This is a genomic window from Ruegeria sp. N10, from assembly GCF_056531545.1.
Window position 1 is genome coordinate 312725 of record NZ_JBQFLY010000003.1, and the last position, 18897, is coordinate 331621.

20 protein-coding genes and 1 pseudogene are annotated in these 18897 nt (G+C 58.1%); 15 read left to right on the forward strand and 6 right to left on the reverse strand.

What is annotated here, in order from left to right:
- Positions 1 to 48 precede the first annotated feature (48 nt).
- The 4 genes from ACR0JI_RS07135 (at position 49) to ACR0JI_RS07150 (ending at position 2677) form a co-directional block, all read left to right on the forward strand.
- On the forward strand, positions 49 to 837 hold the full coding sequence (locus tag ACR0JI_RS07135; protein WP_480474141.1) for an exodeoxyribonuclease III: 789 nt from the start codon (positions 49 to 51) through the stop codon (positions 835 to 837).
- A 75-nt stretch (positions 838 to 912) separates the two neighbouring features.
- Complete coding sequence (gene trxA / locus ACR0JI_RS07140) at positions 913 to 1827, forward strand: thioredoxin (RefSeq protein ID WP_267364326.1); 915 nt, start codon at positions 913 to 915, stop codon at positions 1825 to 1827.
- Positions 1828 to 1853: 26 nt separating this feature from the next.
- The gene (locus ACR0JI_RS07145) at positions 1854 to 2495 is read left to right on the forward strand and encodes an LON peptidase substrate-binding domain-containing protein (RefSeq protein ID WP_480484107.1); all 642 of its coding nucleotides are present in this window, start codon (positions 1854 to 1856) and stop codon (positions 2493 to 2495) included.
- Entirely contained in the window at positions 2492 to 2677 is a 186-nt protein-coding gene (locus ACR0JI_RS07150) for a Trm112 family protein (RefSeq protein ID WP_209504973.1), read from the forward strand. The genes ACR0JI_RS07145 and ACR0JI_RS07150 overlap by 4 nt, the downstream gene beginning before the upstream one ends.
- On the opposite strand, the gene ACR0JI_RS07155 is transcribed toward ACR0JI_RS07150, so the two are convergent.
- Entirely contained in the window at positions 2674 to 3936 is a 1263-nt protein-coding gene (locus tag ACR0JI_RS07155; protein WP_480493877.1) for an FAD-dependent monooxygenase, read from the reverse strand. The genes ACR0JI_RS07150 and ACR0JI_RS07155 overlap by 4 nt on opposite strands.
- 51 nt (positions 3937 to 3987) lie before the next feature.
- Between ACR0JI_RS07155 and ACR0JI_RS07160 the strand changes: the two genes are divergently transcribed.
- From ACR0JI_RS07160 to ACR0JI_RS07175, 4 genes are all read left to right on the forward strand, one after another.
- Entirely contained in the window at positions 3988 to 5316 is a 1329-nt protein-coding gene (locus tag ACR0JI_RS07160) for an amidase (protein WP_480474138.1), read from the forward strand.
- 108 nt (positions 5317 to 5424) lie between these two features.
- The gene (locus ACR0JI_RS07165; RefSeq protein ID WP_480493876.1) at positions 5425 to 6606 is read left to right on the forward strand and encodes an aminotransferase class I/II-fold pyridoxal phosphate-dependent enzyme; all 1182 of its coding nucleotides are present in this window, start codon (positions 5425 to 5427) and stop codon (positions 6604 to 6606) included.
- A 14-nt stretch (positions 6607 to 6620) separates the two neighbouring features.
- Complete coding sequence (locus ACR0JI_RS07170; protein WP_480493875.1) at positions 6621 to 9545, forward strand: DNA translocase FtsK; 2925 nt, start codon at positions 6621 to 6623, stop codon at positions 9543 to 9545.
- A gap of 39 nt (positions 9546 to 9584) precedes the next feature.
- A complete protein-coding gene (locus tag ACR0JI_RS07175; protein WP_480474135.1) occupies positions 9585 to 10181 on the forward strand; it encodes a LolA family protein in 597 nt (198 codons plus the stop codon).
- A 15-nt stretch (positions 10182 to 10196) separates the two neighbouring features.
- Here ACR0JI_RS07175 and ACR0JI_RS07180 read toward each other — a convergent pair whose 3' ends face one another.
- On the reverse strand, positions 10197 to 10778 hold the full coding sequence (locus tag ACR0JI_RS07180) for a transglycosylase SLT domain-containing protein (RefSeq protein ID WP_209504968.1): 582 nt from the start codon (positions 10776 to 10778) through the stop codon (positions 10197 to 10199).
- 61 nt (positions 10779 to 10839) lie between these two features.
- Positions 10840 to 11721: an AEC family transporter gene (locus tag ACR0JI_RS07185; protein ID WP_480493874.1), complete on the reverse strand. Its 882-nt coding sequence runs from the start codon at positions 11719 to 11721 to the stop codon at positions 10840 to 10842.
- Positions 11722 to 11801: 80 nt separating this feature from the next.
- On the opposite strand from ACR0JI_RS07185, the gene hspQ reads away from it, so the two are divergent.
- A complete protein-coding gene (gene hspQ / locus ACR0JI_RS07190) occupies positions 11802 to 12128 on the forward strand; it encodes a heat shock protein HspQ (RefSeq protein WP_209504966.1) in 327 nt (108 codons plus the stop codon).
- A gap of 35 nt (positions 12129 to 12163) precedes the next feature.
- Here hspQ and ACR0JI_RS07195 read toward each other — a convergent pair whose 3' ends face one another.
- From ACR0JI_RS07195 to ACR0JI_RS07205, 3 genes are all read right to left on the reverse strand, one after another.
- Positions 12164 to 13741 (reverse strand): gamma-glutamyltransferase family protein, encoded by a 1578-nt coding sequence (locus ACR0JI_RS07195; RefSeq protein ID WP_480493873.1) that lies wholly within the window; start codon positions 13739 to 13741, stop codon positions 12164 to 12166.
- Between the two features lie 218 nt (positions 13742 to 13959).
- The gene (locus tag ACR0JI_RS07200) at positions 13960 to 14409 is read right to left on the reverse strand and encodes an ATP-binding protein (protein ID WP_480474132.1); all 450 of its coding nucleotides are present in this window, start codon (positions 14407 to 14409) and stop codon (positions 13960 to 13962) included.
- Between the two features lie 21 nt (positions 14410 to 14430).
- Positions 14431 to 14769 (reverse strand): STAS domain-containing protein, encoded by a 339-nt coding sequence (locus ACR0JI_RS07205; RefSeq protein WP_480493872.1) that lies wholly within the window; start codon positions 14767 to 14769, stop codon positions 14431 to 14433.
- Positions 14770 to 14871: 102 nt separating this feature from the next.
- On the opposite strand from ACR0JI_RS07205, the pseudogene ACR0JI_RS07210 reads away from it, so the two are divergent.
- The 6 genes and pseudogenes from ACR0JI_RS07210 to ACR0JI_RS07235 all read left to right on the forward strand — a co-directional run.
- Positions 14872 to 16041, forward strand: a pseudogene (locus tag ACR0JI_RS07210) (acetyl-CoA C-acyltransferase); the annotation flags it as partial.
- A 77-nt stretch (positions 16042 to 16118) separates the two neighbouring features.
- Positions 16119 to 16574, forward strand: a complete 456-nt coding sequence (locus ACR0JI_RS07215; RefSeq protein WP_480474129.1) for a GAF domain-containing protein — start codon at positions 16119 to 16121, stop codon at positions 16572 to 16574.
- 100 nt (positions 16575 to 16674) lie between these two features.
- Entirely contained in the window at positions 16675 to 17193 is a 519-nt protein-coding gene (locus tag ACR0JI_RS07220) for a GNAT family N-acetyltransferase (RefSeq protein ID WP_480493870.1), read from the forward strand.
- 125 nt (positions 17194 to 17318) lie between these two features.
- Positions 17319 to 17888, forward strand: a complete 570-nt coding sequence (locus tag ACR0JI_RS07225) for a helix-turn-helix domain-containing protein (protein WP_480474127.1) — start codon at positions 17319 to 17321, stop codon at positions 17886 to 17888.
- Entirely contained in the window at positions 17888 to 18511 is a 624-nt protein-coding gene (locus ACR0JI_RS07230; RefSeq protein ID WP_480493869.1) for a LysE family translocator, read from the forward strand. Before ACR0JI_RS07225 ends, ACR0JI_RS07230 begins: the two co-directional genes overlap by 1 nt.
- A gap of 4 nt (positions 18512 to 18515) precedes the next feature.
- Positions 18516 to 18896: a GFA family protein gene (locus tag ACR0JI_RS07235; RefSeq protein WP_267365883.1), complete on the forward strand. Its 381-nt coding sequence runs from the start codon at positions 18516 to 18518 to the stop codon at positions 18894 to 18896.
- The last annotated feature ends 1 nt before the right edge of the window (position 18897 follow it).

The following is an 18897-nucleotide window of genomic DNA, read 5'->3' on the forward strand; positions in this document are numbered from 1 at the left end:
CCCCCACCGCGTTAACCTTCGCCAAATCGCGACAGAGGAATCCTCGCCATGCCCTTCACACTTGCCACCTGGAACATCAACTCGGTCCGACTGCGCGAACCTATCGTGCTGAAACTGTTGGAAGAAGAGGCACCGGATGTTCTGTGTTTGCAGGAATGCAAGTCTCCGGTTGAAAAGATCCCGACCGAAGGGTTCGCGGAGCTGGGCTATACCCACATGATTGCCCGTGGCCAGAAAGGATATAATGGCGTCGCCATCCTGTCCCGCCTGCCGATAGAGGAGGTGGGCGACATGGATTTCGCAGATCTCGGCCACGCACGCCACATAGCCGGGCGGTTGGAGAATGGTGTCACGATCCACAACTTCTATGTCCCCGCTGGCGGTGATGTGCCAGATCGTGAAGTGAATGAGAAATTTGGCCAAAAGCTCGACTATCTCACGGGCATGCGCGATTGGTTCCACGCAGAAAAGCCGGAAAAATCCATCCTCGTCGGCGATCTGAACATTGCCCCGCGTGAAGATGACGTCTGGTCACACAAACAATTGCTCAAGATCGTCTCGCACACTCCGATTGAAGTGGAACATCTGGCCGAGACCCAGGACGCGGGTGGTTGGGTCGATATCACCCGGCAGGATATTCCCGAAGGGCAGCTTTTCAGCTGGTGGTCCTACCGGGCCCGCGACTGGGATGCGGCAGACAAGGGGCGGCGGCTGGATCATGTCTGGGCCACGCCCGATATTTCGAATGCGGGCCATTCCAGCCGCATTCTGCGCGACGCGCGTGGGTGGGAAAAGCCCAGCGATCATGCGCCGGTCTTTGCGACTTTCGACATTTGAACTGAAACTCTGCCCTTGGTTTCTGCGACAAGCGATTGCATATAGAGCGCAAGTTCGAACGAAAGAGTGATTGCCATGGACATCCTGAACGGCGCAGCCGCCCCAGCCACCGATCTGATCAAGGACGGGACCGAGGCCACTTTCATGGTCGATGTGATCGAAGCCTCGCAGGAAACGCCTGTTATCGTTGACTTCTGGGCACCCTGGTGCGGCCCGTGCAAGACGCTGGGCCCAATGCTGGAAGACGCGGTTACCGCCGCCAAAGGCGCGGTGAAGATGGTCAAGATCAACGTGGACGAGGCACAGATGATCGCCTCGCAAATGCGCATCCAGTCGATTCCAACGGTCTACGCGTTTTTTAAAGGGCAACCCGTGGACGGTTTTCAGGGCGCGCTGCCGGGGTCCGAGATCAAGGCTTTCGTGGATCGCGTGATCGAGGCGTCAGGTGGGGAAAGCCCGGGCGGCCAATTGGATGACGCCGTAGTTGCCGCCGAAGAAATGCTGAGCGACGGCGCCGCGGCAGATGCTGCGCAGACTTTTGCCGCCATTCTTGGCGAAGACCCGAACCACGCGGCAGCATATGGCGGGCTGGTGCGGGCACATATCGCCACTGGCGATCTGGAACATGCCGAGGCCATCCTGAACGGTGCACCCGCCGAAATATCCAACTCGGCCGAGGTCGAGGCTGCGCATGCGCAATTGCAGCTGGCCAAGCAGGCGGCTGATGCAGGTCCGGTGGCGGATCTGACAGCGGCCGTTGATGCTGATCCCGATAATCTTCAGGCCCGGTTTGACCTGGCACAGGCATTGCATGCGAACGGCGAAGTGGAAGAAGCCGTGGCGCAATTGCTGGAATTGTTCCGCCGGGATCGTGAGTGGGATGACGGGGCCGCCAAGACCCAGCTTTTCACGATCTTTGATGCGCTCAAGCCCAATGACCCGATCGTTCTGAACGGTCGCCGCAAACTCAGCTCGATGATATTTGCCTAATTTCTGATCAGAGCTAGAATTGGGACATGATGCATCCCGCCGATCTGCCGGACACCGTATCCGTTTTCCCCTTGCCCGGGGCGCTGTTGTTGCCCCGCTCGCGCTTGCCGCTTCACATCTTCGAGCCGCGCTATTTGCAGATGCTGGACGATGCGCTCAAGACCAAGGAACGGCTGATTGCGATGGTCCAGCCAAATCCTTCGGCCCATGATGAGAACAAACTGCACCGCATCGGATGCGTCGGACGTGTGACCCAGTTTTCCGAAACGGAAGATGGTCGTTATCTGATCACGCTGACCGGTGTGTCCCGGTTCCGCGTGGTGTCAGAGTTGGACGCTTTCACGCCATACCGGCGATGCGAAGTCTCGTGGGACGGCTTTGACAGGGATCTGGGCAAGGCCGAAAACGACGACAGATTCAACCGCACCAAGTTCCTGGCTTTGCTGGAACGCTTCTTTTCGTCCCGGCAATTGTCCACCGATTGGGATTCGCTGAAAGATGCCGAGGATGAATTGCTGGTGAACTCGCTGTCCATGTTGTTGGACTTCGATCCGGAAGATAAACAGGCCCTGTTAGAGGCCCCTTGCCTGCGCACACGGCGCGAGACGCTGATGACATTGATAGAATTCGCAATGCGAGGCGGATCGAATGAGGAAAAACTGCAATGACTGACCCTGAACACGCCTTTGATCGCCGCATGCTCGAAGCTCTTGTCTGCCCGCAGACGCAAACGACCCTGCGCTATGACGCCGAAAGGCAGGAACTTGTGTCACAGGCCGCAGGTCTGGCATTTCCCATCCGCAACGGCATTCCGGTCATGCTGGTCGACGAGGCACGGCAGCTGGACTAAATTGGCTGCCCTTGCAGCAGCTTGGGCAAATCTCCGGTCAAACCGGCGGCTTCGCGGACGAAACCGCGCCGCAACCCCGGCAGTGCGCCGACAATTCCCATACCAACGTCTCGCCCAATGCGCAGCAACGGGCTGTCGTTCGAGAACAGTTTGTTGAAAACATCCGTTGCCATCGCAAGAGCAGCGGTGTCGAACCTGCGCCATTCCTGATAGCGTTCCAGCACCATAAGCGACCCGATGTCTTCGCCGCGCCGCCCTGCCAAGGTCAGAACCTCTGCCAGCGCGCCGACATCACGCAGACCGGCGTTAAGGCCCTGACCGGCAATCGGGTGCATCCCGTGGGCGGCATCCCCGACCAGTGCCAGACGATCAGCGACAAAGGAATTGGCGATGGTCAGGTTCAAAGGATAGGTGAAACGATCTCCAGCCAGGCGGATTTCACCTAGGAAATCGCCGAACCGCGGGCGTAGAACTTGCAGATAGTCGCTCTCGGGCAGGGCGTTGATCTGTTTCGCGGCCTTGGTGCGTTCGCTCCATACAATGGAACTGCGATTGCCGGTCAGCGGCAGAATCGCCAAGGGGCCTGGCGGCATGAAGAACTGATGGGCAATGCCGTGATGCGGCAGCTCGTGTTCAATTGCGCAGACAAGAGCGGTCTGGCCATACTCCCAACCTGTGCGCTTGATACCTGCGCGTTGCGCGGTGCCGCTGTGGCGGCCGTCACACCCAACCAGCAGGCTGCTGTTCACCGTCGAACCATCGTCCAGCGTCACGGTCACTCCAGTGGTGTCGGCTTGTTGCGACACAACAGTCTTGCCACTCAGCTGAGTGATGCGGGGCTCATCGGCCATAGCGTCCAGAAAGGCGCGGCGCAGGTGACGGTCTTCGACCATATACCCCATCGGGCCTTCTTCTATTTCGGCGTGGTCGAAATGCATGAAAAACGGTGACGGGCCTGTACCGGCGTGGCCGTCTGTGACCTTGATCTCCAGCATCGGTTGGGCGTGTTCCGCAACGCGGTCCCAGACACCGATGGCAGCCAGCAAGCGCTGTGACGCCAAGGCCAGCGCATAGGCTCGCCCGTCGAACGCCGCATTCTTGCGGACCTTCTCTTCCAGCGCATCAATCACTGTGACCGAATGTCCGGTTTGTGCCAGAGCCAATGCCAAAGCCGGGCCGTTCAGCCCGCCGCCCACGATCAGAATGTCAGATGCCTGTGTCATGCCCTGCAATATGCGCGCCCTTTCGGGATTGTCCATGTGCAGTCCTGTCGCTACCGTTCTTTCAAGCCAAAAAGCAGGAGGGGCGGGATGCAGGATTGGTTGACCATGACGGCGTGTGATTTGGGCCGTGGAATTGGGATGGGCCAGATCGATCCGGTTGAATTGACGGAAACCTACCTGTCCGCAATAGACACCCATCCGCACCGCGACCGCATCTATGCCCGCGTCACCCATGACCGCGCCCGCGCCGAGGCCGAAGCCGCGCAGCAACGCGCGAAGATGGGATTGCGGCGGTCGTTGCTGGATGGGGTTCCCATTAGCTGGAAAGACCTGTTCGACACCGCTGGTACTGCGACCGAGGCCGGGTCGGCGCTTTTGAAAGACCGGGTGCCGGACGCGGATGCACTTGTGGTACGCAACGCAACCCAGATGGGAACGGTCTGTCTGGGTAAGACGCATATGAGCGAGCTGGCCTTTTCCGGCCTTGGATTGAACCCGATCACCGAAACGCCCCCTTGTATCCATGATGAAACGGCTGTGCCAGGTGGGTCTTCATCTGGTGCGGGCGCGTCGGTCGCCTGGGGGTTGGCGGCCTGCGGGATTGGTTCCGATACCGGCGGTTCAGTGCGAATTCCAGCGGCATGGAATGATCTGGTGGGGTTGAAAACCACGGTCGGGCGGCTGAGCCTTGAAGGTGTGGTGCCGCTCTGCCTGCGGTTTGACACTGTCGGGCCACTGGCGCGATCTGTTGAAGATGCAGCACATATGCTGGCCCTGTTGGAAGGCGGGGCACCTGCAGACCTGAGGGGCGCTTCGCTGAAAGGCCGTCGCTTTGCTGATTTGCAGAACATCGCCAAGGACGACCTGCGTGATGCCCCGCGAAAAGCCTATGACGAGGCCATTGCGAAACTTGCGGATGCAGGCGCTGAGATTGTTCCATTGGACGTGCCCGAGCTGAACGAGGCGATGACCCTGTCCAGCGTCGTCTACACGACCGAGGCCTATGGGTTGTGGCGCGATGTGATCGAGGCCAACCCAGAGGCAATGTATCCCGAAATCCTGGAACGGTTCCGCATTGGTATGGGTTATTCCGGGCCCGATTATGTCGCGGCCTGGGCTAAGCTCAAGGCGTGCCGCAGTGCCTGGGATGCGGCAACTGCCGGGTTCGATGCGGTTCTGGCACCCACAGCACCGATTTTGCCACCCAATCTGGACCGGTTGATGACCGATCACGACTATTACGTGACTGAAAACCTGCTGGCCCTTCGCAACACGCGGATCGGCAACCTGATGGGGCTTGCGGCGCTGACCCTGCCCACCGGAACGCCCTGTTGCGGGCTGATGATGATGGGGTATCCGAACTCGGAAGAGGCCCTTTTGCGGTTGGGGTCAGCGGCAGAATCGGCATTGGCCTGAATGCCACAATCCACTGATTCGGAACCTCTTTGTCTGGACGAAGAGGTATGCGGGCTGTAATCTGCCAAAAAAACGGGGCGCAAATGACCCCGATATTGAGGCAGTAGTATGGATTTCCCCGAGCGGTTTTCGAACCTACCGGAATATGCATTCCCGCGTTTGCGCGCCCTGTTGGATCACCATCAACCGGGCGGTGACGTCGTTCATATGACGATTGGCGCACCCACGCATGACTTTCCGGCCTGGGTGACGGATGTCATCATGGAAAACGCGGCCGGGTTTCAGGGCTATCCGCCGAACGAAGGCTCGGAAGACCTGCGCGGTGCAATCACGGGCTGGATCAAGCGGCGCTATGGGGTCGAAATGGACCCTGACACCAACGTCATGGCGCTGAACGGCACACGTGAGGGGCTGTATAATGCGGCCATGGCGCTGTGCCCGGAACAGAAGAATGGCAAACAACCGATCATCCTGTGCCCGAACCCATTTTATCAGGTCTACATGGTCGCGTCGATTTCGGTGGGTGCGCAACCTTATTTTGTCCCTGCAACCGCCGCGACAGGTCATCTGCCGGATTATTCCAGCCTGCCCGAAGATGTGCTGAACCGAACTGCGGTGGCTTATATCTGCTCCCCGGCCAACCCGCAGGGTGCAGTTGCGTCGCGCGACTATTGGGCTGACCTGATCCGTCTGGCCGAGGCTTATGATTTCCGGATCTTTGCCGACGAATGCTATTCTGAGATTTACCGTGACCAAGCCCCGACGGGGGTTCTGACCGTCGCGCAGGAACTGGGGGCTGATCCCGAACGGATCACGCTGTTTAATTCCCTGTCCAAACGCTCGAACCTGGCCGGTTTGCGCTCGGGCCTGATTGCAGGTGGACCTAAGTCCATCAGCCAGGTGAAAAAGCTGCGCACCTATGCCGGATCCCCACTGCCTTTGCCCTTGCAAGCCGCCGCCGCGCGCGTCTGGGCGGATGAGATACATGTCGAGCAAAACCGCGCGCTCTATCAGGAGAAATACTCCATTGCTGATGAGGTGTTTGCGGGCGTGCAAGGTTACATGTCGCCAGAGGCCGGGTTCTTTCTGTGGTTGCCGGTCGAGAATGGCGAGGACGCAGCATTGAAGGTTTGGAAGGATACCGGGGTTCGGGTTCTTCCTGGCGCATATCTTTCACAAGGCGATCCGGGGAACAACCCGGGCGAAGGCTTTATCCGGGTTGCATTGGTAGCCCCAAAAACAGAGTTGCAGCGTGGTCTGATCACACTCCGCGACTGCATCTATACGTGAGGTACGAGGGCAAAATGGCATCATATAATGCGCGAAACCGCGACCCATTGTTGGACAGCACAACACAGGCAGCCCTTGAGCGACGCAGTAAAGAACTGATCGGTATCGCGCTGATCCTGTTGGGCTTGGCCGCGGCTGCGATGATCTGGTCCTATACGCCCGATGATCCCAACTGGATGGTTTCGACCGATGCACCCGTGCAGAACTGGATGGGACGGGTCGGAGCGTCTATTGCAGCCCCCTTATTCATGATCGTGGGCTGGGGAAGCTGGGGCATCGCGCTTGTTCTGGTTGGATGGGGTCTGCGTTTTGCGGGCCATTTCGGTGAAGACCGGGCCATTGCCCGCCTGATCTTTGCCCCGATCTGGATCGCTGTAGCCTCGGTCTATGCCGCAACCCTTGTTCCCGGTGCCGAGTGGCGTGCAACGCATAGCTACGGTTTGGGCGGTTTGTTTGGCGACACGGTCATGGGCGCGTTGCTGACGCTGTTGCCGATCTCCTCGCATTTTCTGGTCAAACTGATGTCTCTGGCCATGGCCGTCGGTATGACCGCGCTGGGTGTTTTTGTGCTGGGCTTCACCAAGGCCGACGTGAAACGTGGCTTCCGGGCCTTCATCCTGGGCCTTGTGATGTCTTATGACATGCTGATGACGCTGATGGGGCGCGGTGCGGCTTCGGCCGCGCAAGCGGCACGGGATCGCCGGGCGCAGTGGGAAGAACGCAAGCTTGCTCGGGCTGAAGCGGTCGAGGCGATGTTTGACGACGAACTGGTCTATGCCGACCCTGTTTTTGAAGAACCTGAATTGGGACGCCCTGAACCTCCGGTCAAATCGGGCCTGTTGGCGCGAATGCCGTCGCTTATCCGTCGCCCCGATCCAATGCCCGAACCCGAGCTGGTGGACCCGGAACCGATCGCGGGCTTTGACGACATGCCCGGCGAAGATCGCATCCGCTCCAAAATCTCGGCCGCCGTGCGAAATCGCAAGGTTGCTGTGGGCGAAATGACACCCGAGCCAGATCCCAGCCTGCCGTTGACCAAAGGTCGTGGACGCCGTCCCGATCCGCTGATCCTGAACCAGCATACCTTGTCCGAACTGCCCCCGGAACCGCCGGTGACGGCGTATGGTCTGCGCCCCGAGCCGCAGGTGTCCACTGGTGACACGCCAGAGGCACCAGAGCCTGCTTTGATGGGTTATGAGGCCGGGACGGAACAATACGACTACGCGTCCGAGTTGGATATCGATGATGAATCGGTTTTCGAGGATGTCGCCGATGCCATGCCGCAACCGCGTCAGGCGATGAAGATCCCAGTGGCTGAACCGCGGAAGCCTGTGGTGGCGCAGCCCGTGCGCCGGACACCGTTGCCGTCCCGTCGTGCGCAGGCCGAAGCGCAACCGGCATTGTCCTTCGAGGAACGACACTCTGATTTTGAACTGCCGCCTCTGGGCTTATTGTCCAACCCCGCAAATATCCAGCGCCATCACCTGAGCGATGAGGCCTTGGAAGAAAACGCGCGGATGCTGGAAAACGTTCTGGACGATTACGGCGTCAAGGGTGAGATCGTCAGCGTACGCCCCGGCCCGGTCGTGACCATGTACGAGCTGGAGCCCGCTCCGGGCCTTAAGGCGAGCCGTGTGATCGGTTTGGCAGACGATATTGCGCGCTCGATGTCGGCCCTTTCGGCACGTGTTTCGACACTGCCCGGCCGTTCGGTGATCGGGATCGAGTTGCCCAATGAAAACCGGGAAATGGTGGTTCTACGCGAAATCCTCGCCAGCCGCGATTTCGGCGATGGCAATCAGGCGCTGCCGTTGGCGCTGGGCAAGGATATCGGCGGCGCGTCCGTGGTGGCGAACCTGGCCAAGATGCCTCACCTGCTAATCGCCGGGACCACGGGTTCGGGCAAGTCGGTGGCGATCAACACGATGATCCTGTCGCTGCTTTACAAGCTGACGCCGGATGAATGCCGCCTGATCATGATCGACCCCAAGATGCTGGAACTGTCGGTTTACGATGGTATCCCGCATCTGCTGTCACCTGTTGTGACCGATCCGAAAAAAGCGGTCGTGGCCCTGAAATGGGTCGTGGGCGAAATGGAAGACCGCTATCGCAAGATGTCCAAGATGGGCGTGCGCAACATCGCTGGCTACAATGGCCGCGTGAAGGATGCGCTGGCCAAGGGCGAGTTGTTCAGCCGCACGGTGCAGACCGGGTTTGACGATGAAACCGGTGAACCAACATTCGAGACGGAACAATTCGCGCCCGAAGCGATGCCCTATATCGTTGTCATTGTTGATGAGATGGCCGATCTGATGATGGTCGCGGGCAAGGAGATCGAAGCGTGTATCCAGCGTCTGGCGCAAATGGCGCGGGCCTCAGGTATTCACCTGATCATGGCAACACAGCGCCCGTCTGTTGACGTGATCACCGGCACGATCAAAGCCAACTTCCCGACGCGGATTTCGTTCCAGGTGACCTCAAAAATCGACAGCCGTACCATTTTGGGCGAGATGGGCGCCGAGCAGCTGCTGGGGCAGGGCGACATGCTTTACATGGCCGGTGGCGCCAAGATCACCCGATGCCACGGGCCGTTTGTGTCGGATGAAGAGGTCGAGGAAATCGTCAACCACCTCAAACAATTCGGCCCGCCCGATTACGTGGGCAGCGTTCTGGATGGACCGGCCGAGGACAAGGTCGACAACATTGACGCCGTTCTGGGGCTGAATACAGGTGGCAACACGAACGGAGAGGACGCGCTGTACGATCAGGCGGTGGCAATTGTGATCAAGGATCGCAAATGCTCGACCTCTTACATTCAGCGGAAACTCGCCATCGGGTACAACAAGGCGGCGCGGCTTGTTGAGCAGATGGAAGAGGAAGGTGTTGTTTCGTCAGCAAATCATGTCGGGAAACGCGAAATCCTCGTCCCCGAGCAATAGGATATTTAATAACAAGGGCAGACAGCCTATCTGTACGGCATGAAACAGATTGCTTTTGCCCTTGCTTTGACACTGGCTGCACCAGCCGCCTGGGCGGCAGAAAAACTGCCGCTTTCGCAAATCTCAAGTTACCTGAACGGATTGAAAACGGTTCAGACAACGTTCACGCAGGTGAATGATGATGGCTCGTTGAGCACCGGGCAGCTGTGGATGCAGCGCCCAGGCAAGATGCGGTTCGAATATGACCCGCCCAACAGCGCTGTGGTGCTGGCGCGCTCGGGCAGTGTTCAGATCTTTGATCCCAAATCGAACCAGCCGCCCGAGCAATACCCGCTGAAGCGCACGCCGCTATCCATTGTGCTGGCGCGCAATGTGAATCTTGATCAGGCCAATATGGTTGTCGGCCACAGCTTTGACGGCACGGCCACAGTGGTCACTGCACAAGACCCCAAGAACCCTGAAGCAGGCCGGATTGAATTGATGTTCACCGATAACCCGGTCGAACTTCGCAAATGGGTGATCCATGACAACGCGGGCAGTCAGACCACAGTTCTTCTGGGTGCGCTGACCGAAAGCGATGACCTGGATCAGGGCCTTTTTTCGAACAAGGAAAGACGCGGGTCAGTCAATCGCTGACCCGTTGAGTATGACTCAATACCGGCAGTTCGCTAATTGCGCCTGATACAGTTGCGCGCGTGCGTCCACGTCATTGGCCACGCTCAACAACCATGATTTGCTGTTGTGGGTGCCGCGTGCGTACCCCGTGTGGCCTTCGTGATAGGCCAGGTATTGATTGCGTGTGTCGCCGGGGTGGATGCCGTTGCGCTCATAGCTTTTGTTCATATACCAGCCGATGAAGTCCGACGCGTCGCGGATGCGATCCCGCTTGGCCCGACGCTTGCCGGTTTCGCGCTGATATTGATCCCAGGTGCCGTCCAGTGCTTGGCTGAACCCATAGGCGCTGCTTTGCCGCCCCATCGGGATCACGCCCAGCACGTAACGGTGCGGGGTACGTGCATCGTGGCGATATCGGCTTTCCTGATAAATCGTGGCCATCTGAACGTGAACCGGAACACCCCATTTCTGCTCGGTGCTTTTGAAAGCCTTGATAAAATCCGGTCGCTCGTGCGCAATACTGCACGCGTCGTTCAGTTTGCTGGGCGGTTGTTTTGACCCGCCGCCACAGGATGCCAAAAGCAGCACCCCGAAGAGTACGATAAGAATTCTGCTCATGTGCCTCATGCCTTTTTTTGTTTATTCTAGCGTAGATTGAGCTCTGAGGAAATCACAATCGCTACAAAACAATGGCAAGAATTACGGGTAACGCCGCCACGGAAAGCACAGTGGACACCATGACCATGCCGGCAACGGCATCGGAATCGGCCTCAAATCGTTCTGCCAACAAATATGAGGTCACAGCGACCGGCGTACAAATTTGCAAGACCAGAACGCCAAAGGCGACAGTGTCCAGATCAAACAACACTCCAATCCCCCAGCCCAACGCAAAGCAGACGATAAGCTTCAGGACTGACAACCAGAGTGCTTGCCCCAGACTACGCGAGGTCAGGCGGGCGATTGCCACACCGACCGTGACCAACATCAGCGGAACAGCCATTTGCCCCAAAAGCTCTAACGTGTTGGTTAGAAATGTCGGAGTTTGCCACCCTTGCCACAAAAACACTGCACCCAGAATGGTCGCCCACGCCATCGGCTGGCGCAAGACTTGTCCCCATGCGCCTTTTCCGGCGACTAGGTATATTCCATAAGTGAAAGAAAACAGCGCAGTTACAGACAGAAAGATGACTGCGTAACCCAAGCCAATCTGTCCGAACGCAAAGATACATAGCGGCAACCCAAGATTGCCGGTATTGCCGAAAATCAGCGGTGACAGGTACGTGCGCTGATCCAGTTTCAATACGCGAACCAGCAACCAGAACACCCCAGCCAGCAGAAGATTTGCGACCAGGGTCGCGGATGTGAAACGCGACAAATCTCCGCCCGGGATGTCGGTTTGCATGAGTGCAACAAAGATCAGACTGGGCATTGCCAGCGTCGTTGCAAAGCGTGTCACAAATTGCAGCCGGTATTCGAACCCCAGTTTGACCCAGGTAAAGCCAATGGCCGCCAAGAGAAAAACCGGGGCCACGATTTCGAACACTGTCAGTATTAGGTTCACAGACTGTTTCCCTGAATTTCACATCAATGATTGGCATTTCGGGCCAAAAACCGTTAGTAAATGCGGTGGGGGCTGAAACAATGTTAAAGACACGCGCGAAATACGGATTGGGCCAGGTGGTCCGTCACAAGAAACACCCTTTTCGAGGGGTGATTTTTGACGTGGACCCAGAGTTTTCGAACACAGAAGAATGGTATCAGGCCATTCCGGAAGACAGCCGTCCAAGGAAAGAACAGCCGTTCTACCACCTGTTGGCAGAGAACGACCAATCCTTCTATGTTGCTTATGTTTCAGAACAAAATCTGGTTGCAGACTATTCCGGCGAGCCGGTTGAACACCCGGATATCTCCAACATGTTCGGCCCATTCGAAGACGGTGCTTACCCTCTGCATTTCCACCTGAACTAGGTGTGGCGAACCGGTCGGCATTGTACTGCCGCTGATCAGTATCCAAGGGCGCACCCATCCTTGCGCGGGTCGCTGGCACCTTCCAAAACACCGTCTTTTCGGATTCGGATCGCTTGCGCTCCACCAAGCGGAGTTTCCGGAACTTCAATATTGTGGCCGATTTCAGACAATTGTTTCGCCACTTCTTCAGAATAGCCCCGCTCCAGTTTCAGGACATTTCCATCAAAAAAGGCACGCGGCGCGTTGATGCTTTCCTGTAGCTCCAGCCCAAAGTCCCTAAGGTTCGAAACGAAACGCGCGTGCCCGGTCGGTTGATAAGCACCGCCCATGACGCCGAATGGCATCGTGACACGGTCATTCTCGGTCAACATCCCCGGTATGATCGTGTGCATCGGGCGCTTGCCGCCAGCCAGTTCATTGGGGTGACCCGGCTGAAGCGTGAACCCCGCGCCCCTATTCTGAAGCAGAATGCCGTATTTCTCGGACGCGATCCCTGACCCAAAGCCATGAAAGATCGAGTAAATCAGCGACACAGCCATAAGGTCGCGGTCGACCACTGTGATATAGACCGTGTCTTTGTGTACGGCTTCCGTCAAAGGTGCTGCTGCGGGCATTGCGCGTTTTGGGTCAATCAATGCCGCCAGCCTGACTGCTACATCCATATCAAGAAACCGCTCGGCCCGCGCGACATGATCGGGATCAGCAATAAACCGGTTGCGCGCGTCATAAGCCAGCTTGGTGGCTTCAGCCTCGATATGAACCCGTTCTGCTCCAAATGGATCCATACTGGCCAGATCGAACTGTTTTAGAATGTTCAGCAGCAGGATCGCGGTTGCACCTTGGCCGTTCGGCGGGTGTTCGACCAGATCAACACCCTTGTAGGCCCCGCGCATGGGCTGCGTTTCAGTGCACTTGGTGCGGTGGAAGTCCTCGGCGGTGTGGACACCTCCGTGTGCGGACAGAGCCCGGATCATATCCTCGGCAATGTCTCCTGAATAAAAAGCGTCTCGTCCCTGGCTGGCGATCCTGCGCAAGACCTCAGCCTGACCGGGGGCGCGAAAGATCTGCCCGATTGCGGGTATTTGCCCATTGACCAGATAATGATCACGCGCAGCGCCCTGTAATGTGGTCGCCCCTGTTTTCCAGTCAAATGCAACCCGAGGGGCCACCGGAACGCCAGCATCGGCATAGTGGATTGCGGGTTCCAGAATCGCGCCCAGCCCCAAACGTCCTTCGGTTTCTGCAAGGTGACAGAAGGCGTCCACGGCACCGGGAACAGTCACCGCGTCCGGGCCGTTCAACAGTACAGATGACAGACCCTTGTCTCGCAAGGGCTGCGCCCGCGCAGCGGCCGGTGCGCGACCCGATCCGTTCAATGCGCGTATCCGGTTTTCGCCCGCACGGCTGAACAAAACGAAACAATCGCCGCCCAACCCGGTCATCTGCGGTTCGCAAATCCCAAGCAGAACTGCACCTGCAATCGCTGCGTCCATGGCGTTGCCGCCGCGCTCAAGAATATCGATTGCCACCTTGGCGGCCAGCGGGTGCGACGTTGCGCACATTCCCCGCGTTGCAAAAACTTCCGACCGGCCAGGTTTGTGCAGATCACGCATGGTGGTTCTTTCTCCTTAAAACAGGGGAAAGCTATTCTCTGATTGCCGGTTGTCCAGTCAATTCAAGTTGGGGAGGAGATCCTCGGCGCCGTTCACTGGGTGGGGGCTGTGATAATTGGCGCCGAGGGAAGCTATCTGAGCTACGAGTCACTGTATGGCGGCGATTTGCGGCGCGACAATGTTTCGAAAATGGCGTTATTGTGGCCAATTGCGGCTGATTACCCGTTCTTGTCAAAGTTAAATCGCAAGGATAGCCGATTGCACCCGTCGCGACGCTCATAACAGATATCGCTGGTAAGTTGATGAATCAGGAACCAGCCGAACCCGCCTTCGGGCAGATCCTGAATGCGGGTTCCCAGTGGTGCTGGTGTTCCGTCTGGTGGTTCGTAGCCGGGCAATGGATGGCCCGTGTCCGAGATCAGAATGTCCAGGCGGTTTCTGTCCAACCGGCATGTGACCTGAACCCCGGCCGGGGCCACGTCCATATAGGCATGTTCCACAACGTTGTTGATTGCTTCTGCCAGTGCGATCTTGACGTCGTCCGCCTTGTGCGGCGGCAACCCTCGTTTCGCCAGTCCGGCACTGAGTTTCGCAATCCCCGCGCTGGCTTCTGTTTCCGTTGCGGGAAAGCTCACTTCCAGGCAGGTCGCGTTACAAATGGGCTCCATGTTGTCGCACTCCTGCTCTTGTCACCTGTCCGGTTTCGACAAGGCGTCATCCAGTGTCGCAAACAACCTGAACACGGTATCCATGCGCGTCAGGCGAAAGACCTTTTCCACCACGGGCTGCGGGCCTGCCAGATCAAGCCTTCGGTTCAGCCCCAGTTGTTTCATGGAGGCCACGATTGCGCCCAGCCCGCTTGAATCGATGAACTCGACACCTGAAAGGTCAAGGACAACCCGATCAGCGCAGGCCTCGGTCTCTGCGCGCATGTCTTCTTTGAACTGAATGGCCATCGCAGCGTCGATCCGGTCAGAGTGAACGGTGATAATCTGTGTCGTACCGTCTGATGTGCTGGTCAGCCCCATGGTCCGGCCGCCCTCCAATCTGAAAATGAGTCGTAGAAATACGCTAGACGCGAATTCTTACCATTCGGTATTCAAGGGCCGAACGACAGGAGGATTATCCGGATGAGAGATGTTGTTATTGCAGGTGCTGCCAGAACGCCAATGGGTGGTTTTCAGGGCATGTTCGACGGTGTCGCAGCATCCGTGCTTGGCGGCGCAGCGATTCGTGCCGCGTTAAAGCAGGCAGGGGCACAGACGGTTGACGAGGTGTTGATGGGATGTGTCCTGCCCGCAGGTCAGGGGCAGGCTCCGGCGCGCCAGGCGGGTTTCGCGGCGGGCTTGGGCGAGGAGGTTCCCGCCACCACGCTGAACAAGATGTGTGGTTCCGGGATGAAGGCGGCGATGATGGCCTTCGACCAGATCGCATTGGGTCATGCAGATACAATGGTCGCCGGAGGTATGGAGAGCATGACCAACGCGCCCTACCTGCTGCCGAAAATGCGGGGCGGTGCGCGCATCGGTCATGGTCAGGTGATCGACCACATGTTCCTTGACGGGCTGGAAGACGCCTATGACAAGGGCCGCCTGATGGGAACCTTTGCCGAAGATTGCGCCGAGGCGTATCAGTTCACCCGCGAAGCGCAGGATGAATATGCCTTGAAATCCTTGTCCAACGCACTTTCCGCGCAAGAAAGCGGTGCTTTCGCGGGCGAGATCGTCCCCGTCACAGTGCGCACGCGAAAGGGTGAGGTTGTACAGGTGGCTGACGAGCAACCCAAATCTGCCCGTCCCGAGAAAATTCCGACGCTGAATCCCGCTTTCCGCAAGGACGGGACAGTGACCGCCGCCAATTCCTCGTCAATATCCGACGGCGCGGCGGCGCTTGTTCTGGTATCGGCTGAAACGGCAGAAGCGCGAGGGCTGACAGTTCGGGCCCGTATTCTGGGACATGCCAGCCATGCACAGGCACCCGGACTTTTCACGACTGCGCCGGTTCCGGCGGCGCAAAAGCTCCTGTCCCGCATCGGTTGGAACAAGGATGATGTCGACCTGTGGGAGGTCAATGAAGCCTTCGCAGTTGTGCCGATGGCTTTCATGCACGAGATGGGATTGCCGCGCGACAAGGTGAACGTAAATGGCGGTGCCTGTGCCTTGGGCCATCCTATAGGAGCATCTGGCGCCCGTATAATGGTCACCTTGTTGAACGCGCTCGAGAAACGAAATCTCAAGCGGGGGGTTGCTGCAATCTGCATCGGCGGCGGTGAAGGAACAGCTATCGCGATCGAACCCATTTGTCCCTTCATCTTTTTCGAAATACTCCGGGGGTTCGGGGGCAGAGCCCCCGGGGTTTTCCAAGGGGTTCGGGACCTATGACCGTCGATTACAGTACGCTGGCCAGTACAATTGCAGCATTGACCGAAGGCGAAACCGATCAGGTTGCCCTGATGGCCACCGTTGCTTGCGAGGTCCACTATTCTGACGACCGTTTCGACTGGACCGGGTTTTACCGGGTGACAGAACCGGGCTTGCTGAAGATCGGCCCCTACCAGGGCGGGCATGGCTGTCTGGTCATCCCGTTCGCGCGCGGCGTCTGCGGGGCGGCAGCGCGCACTGGCGAAGTGCAGCTGGTGCCGGATGTCGACGCGTTTCCGGGTCACATCGCTTGCGCCAGTTCAACCCGGTCCGAACTTGTTCTGCCGGTGCGGAACGCAGCGGGCGAGTTGATTGCAGTTTTCGACATCGACAGCAATCAACCCGATGCGTTCTCAACTGAAGACGCGGATAACTTGTCCGCGATCCTGTCAAAGACCTTCGCACAAGCCTGATTGATTCTCGGTCCGTACAAGGTGCGTCTACCGGTTTCCTCTTTTCGATTTCGCTCGGGGCCTGATAAAACCGGAAAGCCCGATACGTATTGGATTAACCATGGTTCCAGGCCATTTCCGAACTCCGCGCCTTTCGGTTCGCAACTGGAAGGTTGAACTCACCGATCCGCGATTGCGAGCTCGGCTTGAAGATGATCTTGTCGCGCTTCTGACCCCTGCGGTCCTGAAACACCTGCCACCGTCGATGCAGTTGCAGGGCCGGGATATTTCGAACTGGATTGATGACAGACGTGCTGAAAGCGATATTCTGCTTGCGCGCTATAACCGCGGTAACCACCTTATTGGCCTATTCGTGTTGGCCATGAGTACAGAGGCCGATTCAATTCCAAACCTTCACGTTGGCTATCTGATTGCAGAATCCGCTTGGGGGAATGGCTACGCCTCCGAGATGTTGCAAGGCTTGCAGGACGCATTGACGCCTGGGCCTGCCGTGCGTCTCATTGCCGGGGTCGGGCGTGACAATCCGGCCTCTGCCCGCGTTCTGCAAAAAACAGGCTTCACGCTTTGGCACGAGCGCGCCTCTGCCACCACCGATACATATGTTTGCCATATCAGCTGAGTGACCGAACCGTCAGGGCATAGCCAATCCGGAATACGGGCTTGCGTGAAAAAATGCTTGGAAATTTCACGGAATCGAGGCATCGTGAAAAACGAGATCAAATTTTCACGAGAGTTGGAGCCCCCTTGAACAGCCAGGCCCCGCAAAGTGCAACACTTGGTGCAGATATCCGCGCGCTGCGCAAGGCGCGTGGATTGACGCTGAGTGCTATCGCAACCCGGCTGGACAGGTCTGTGGGCTGGCTCAGCCAGGTCGAACGTGACATGTCTGAGCCGTCAATCTCGGACCTGAGGCAGATCGCCGAATGCCTTGGCGTACCCATGTCGATGTTGTTTGCGCATTCGGCGGCACCTGCGGACGAGCAGGGATATGTCGTGCGTGCCGGCTCGCGCCGGCCCATGGGGTCGGGCGAGGAAGGGTTGATCGAAGAACTGCTCTCGCCGGATCTGACCGATGATTTCGAAATGGTACATTCTACCTTCAAACCCAACTCGCAGATGCAGACACCGGCCAATCGTCCGACACAGGAAGTCGGATACATGATCTCGGGCAAGTTGGACCTGACAATCGGGGCGCGCGCGTTCACGGTTGGGCCAGGTGACAGTTTTCGGATCCGACACGAACCTTATCAATGGGCCAACCCTTACGACGAGCCCGCTGCGGCCATCTGGGTCATCGCCCCGCCGGTTTATTGATGTCGTTCGAGGCCTGGACCATATTCGCGTTGTTCTGGGTGGTTTTCGTGACCACCCCGGGTCCGAACGCGGTCAATTGCATCTCGAACGGGATGAGCCTTCCGTTTCCAAGGGCAATGCTAGGCGTATTGGCTATTCTCACGCAGGCCAGCGCCTTTCTGATCCTGTCTGCGCTGGGTGTGACCGCCCTGATCGCTGCATCGCCGACCGGGTTCTTTGTCGCCAGGTTGATTGGCGCGGGATTTTTGATCTGGTTGGGGATTCGCGGCTGGATGAATGCTACAAAACCCGCACCAGCCTCCGAGCGTCCTGCGCGACATGTCTACCTGCACGCGCTTGCAGTGGCCACGATCAATCCCAAAAGCGTCGCCGGATACCTGGCCGCGTTTTCGCAGTTCGTTCAGCCCGAGGTCCCGATCTGGCAGCAGATGGGGGTTATCATGCCGACCGCGCTGGTCATCACCACACTCAGCTACACCGGCTTTACGGCGCTGGGTGCCTTGATGGGCAGAGCAGCGCTGAGCGCAGTGTTCAATATCTGGGTGCGCCGGATCATGGCGGCCTGTTTTGTCATCTACGGTGTGTTGTTGGGGACCAGCACCACACCCGCAATAAGGGGGTAGTCAGATGCACAAGGGATCCTGCCTTTGCGGCTCGGTCGCGTTCACGATCGACGGAGACCTGTCGCCACCTTCGGTCTGCCATTGCGGACAGTGCCGCAGACAGTCGGGCCATGTCTGGGCTTCGACTTCGACCCATAAGGACAACCTGAGTTTCTCGGCCAGTGACACACTCAGCTGGTATTGCGCGTCTGACATCGCCCGGCGCGGATTTTGCAGCAAATGTGGCTCTTTCCTCTTCTGGCAACACAACCAGGAAGACACGATTTCGATTTCCATGGGCGCGCTGGACGCGCCCACAGGTCTTTCGCTCTCGAAGCACATCTTTGTGGCTGACAAGGGCGACTACTACGACATCACGGACGATCTGCCTCAAGAGGCACAGTAAC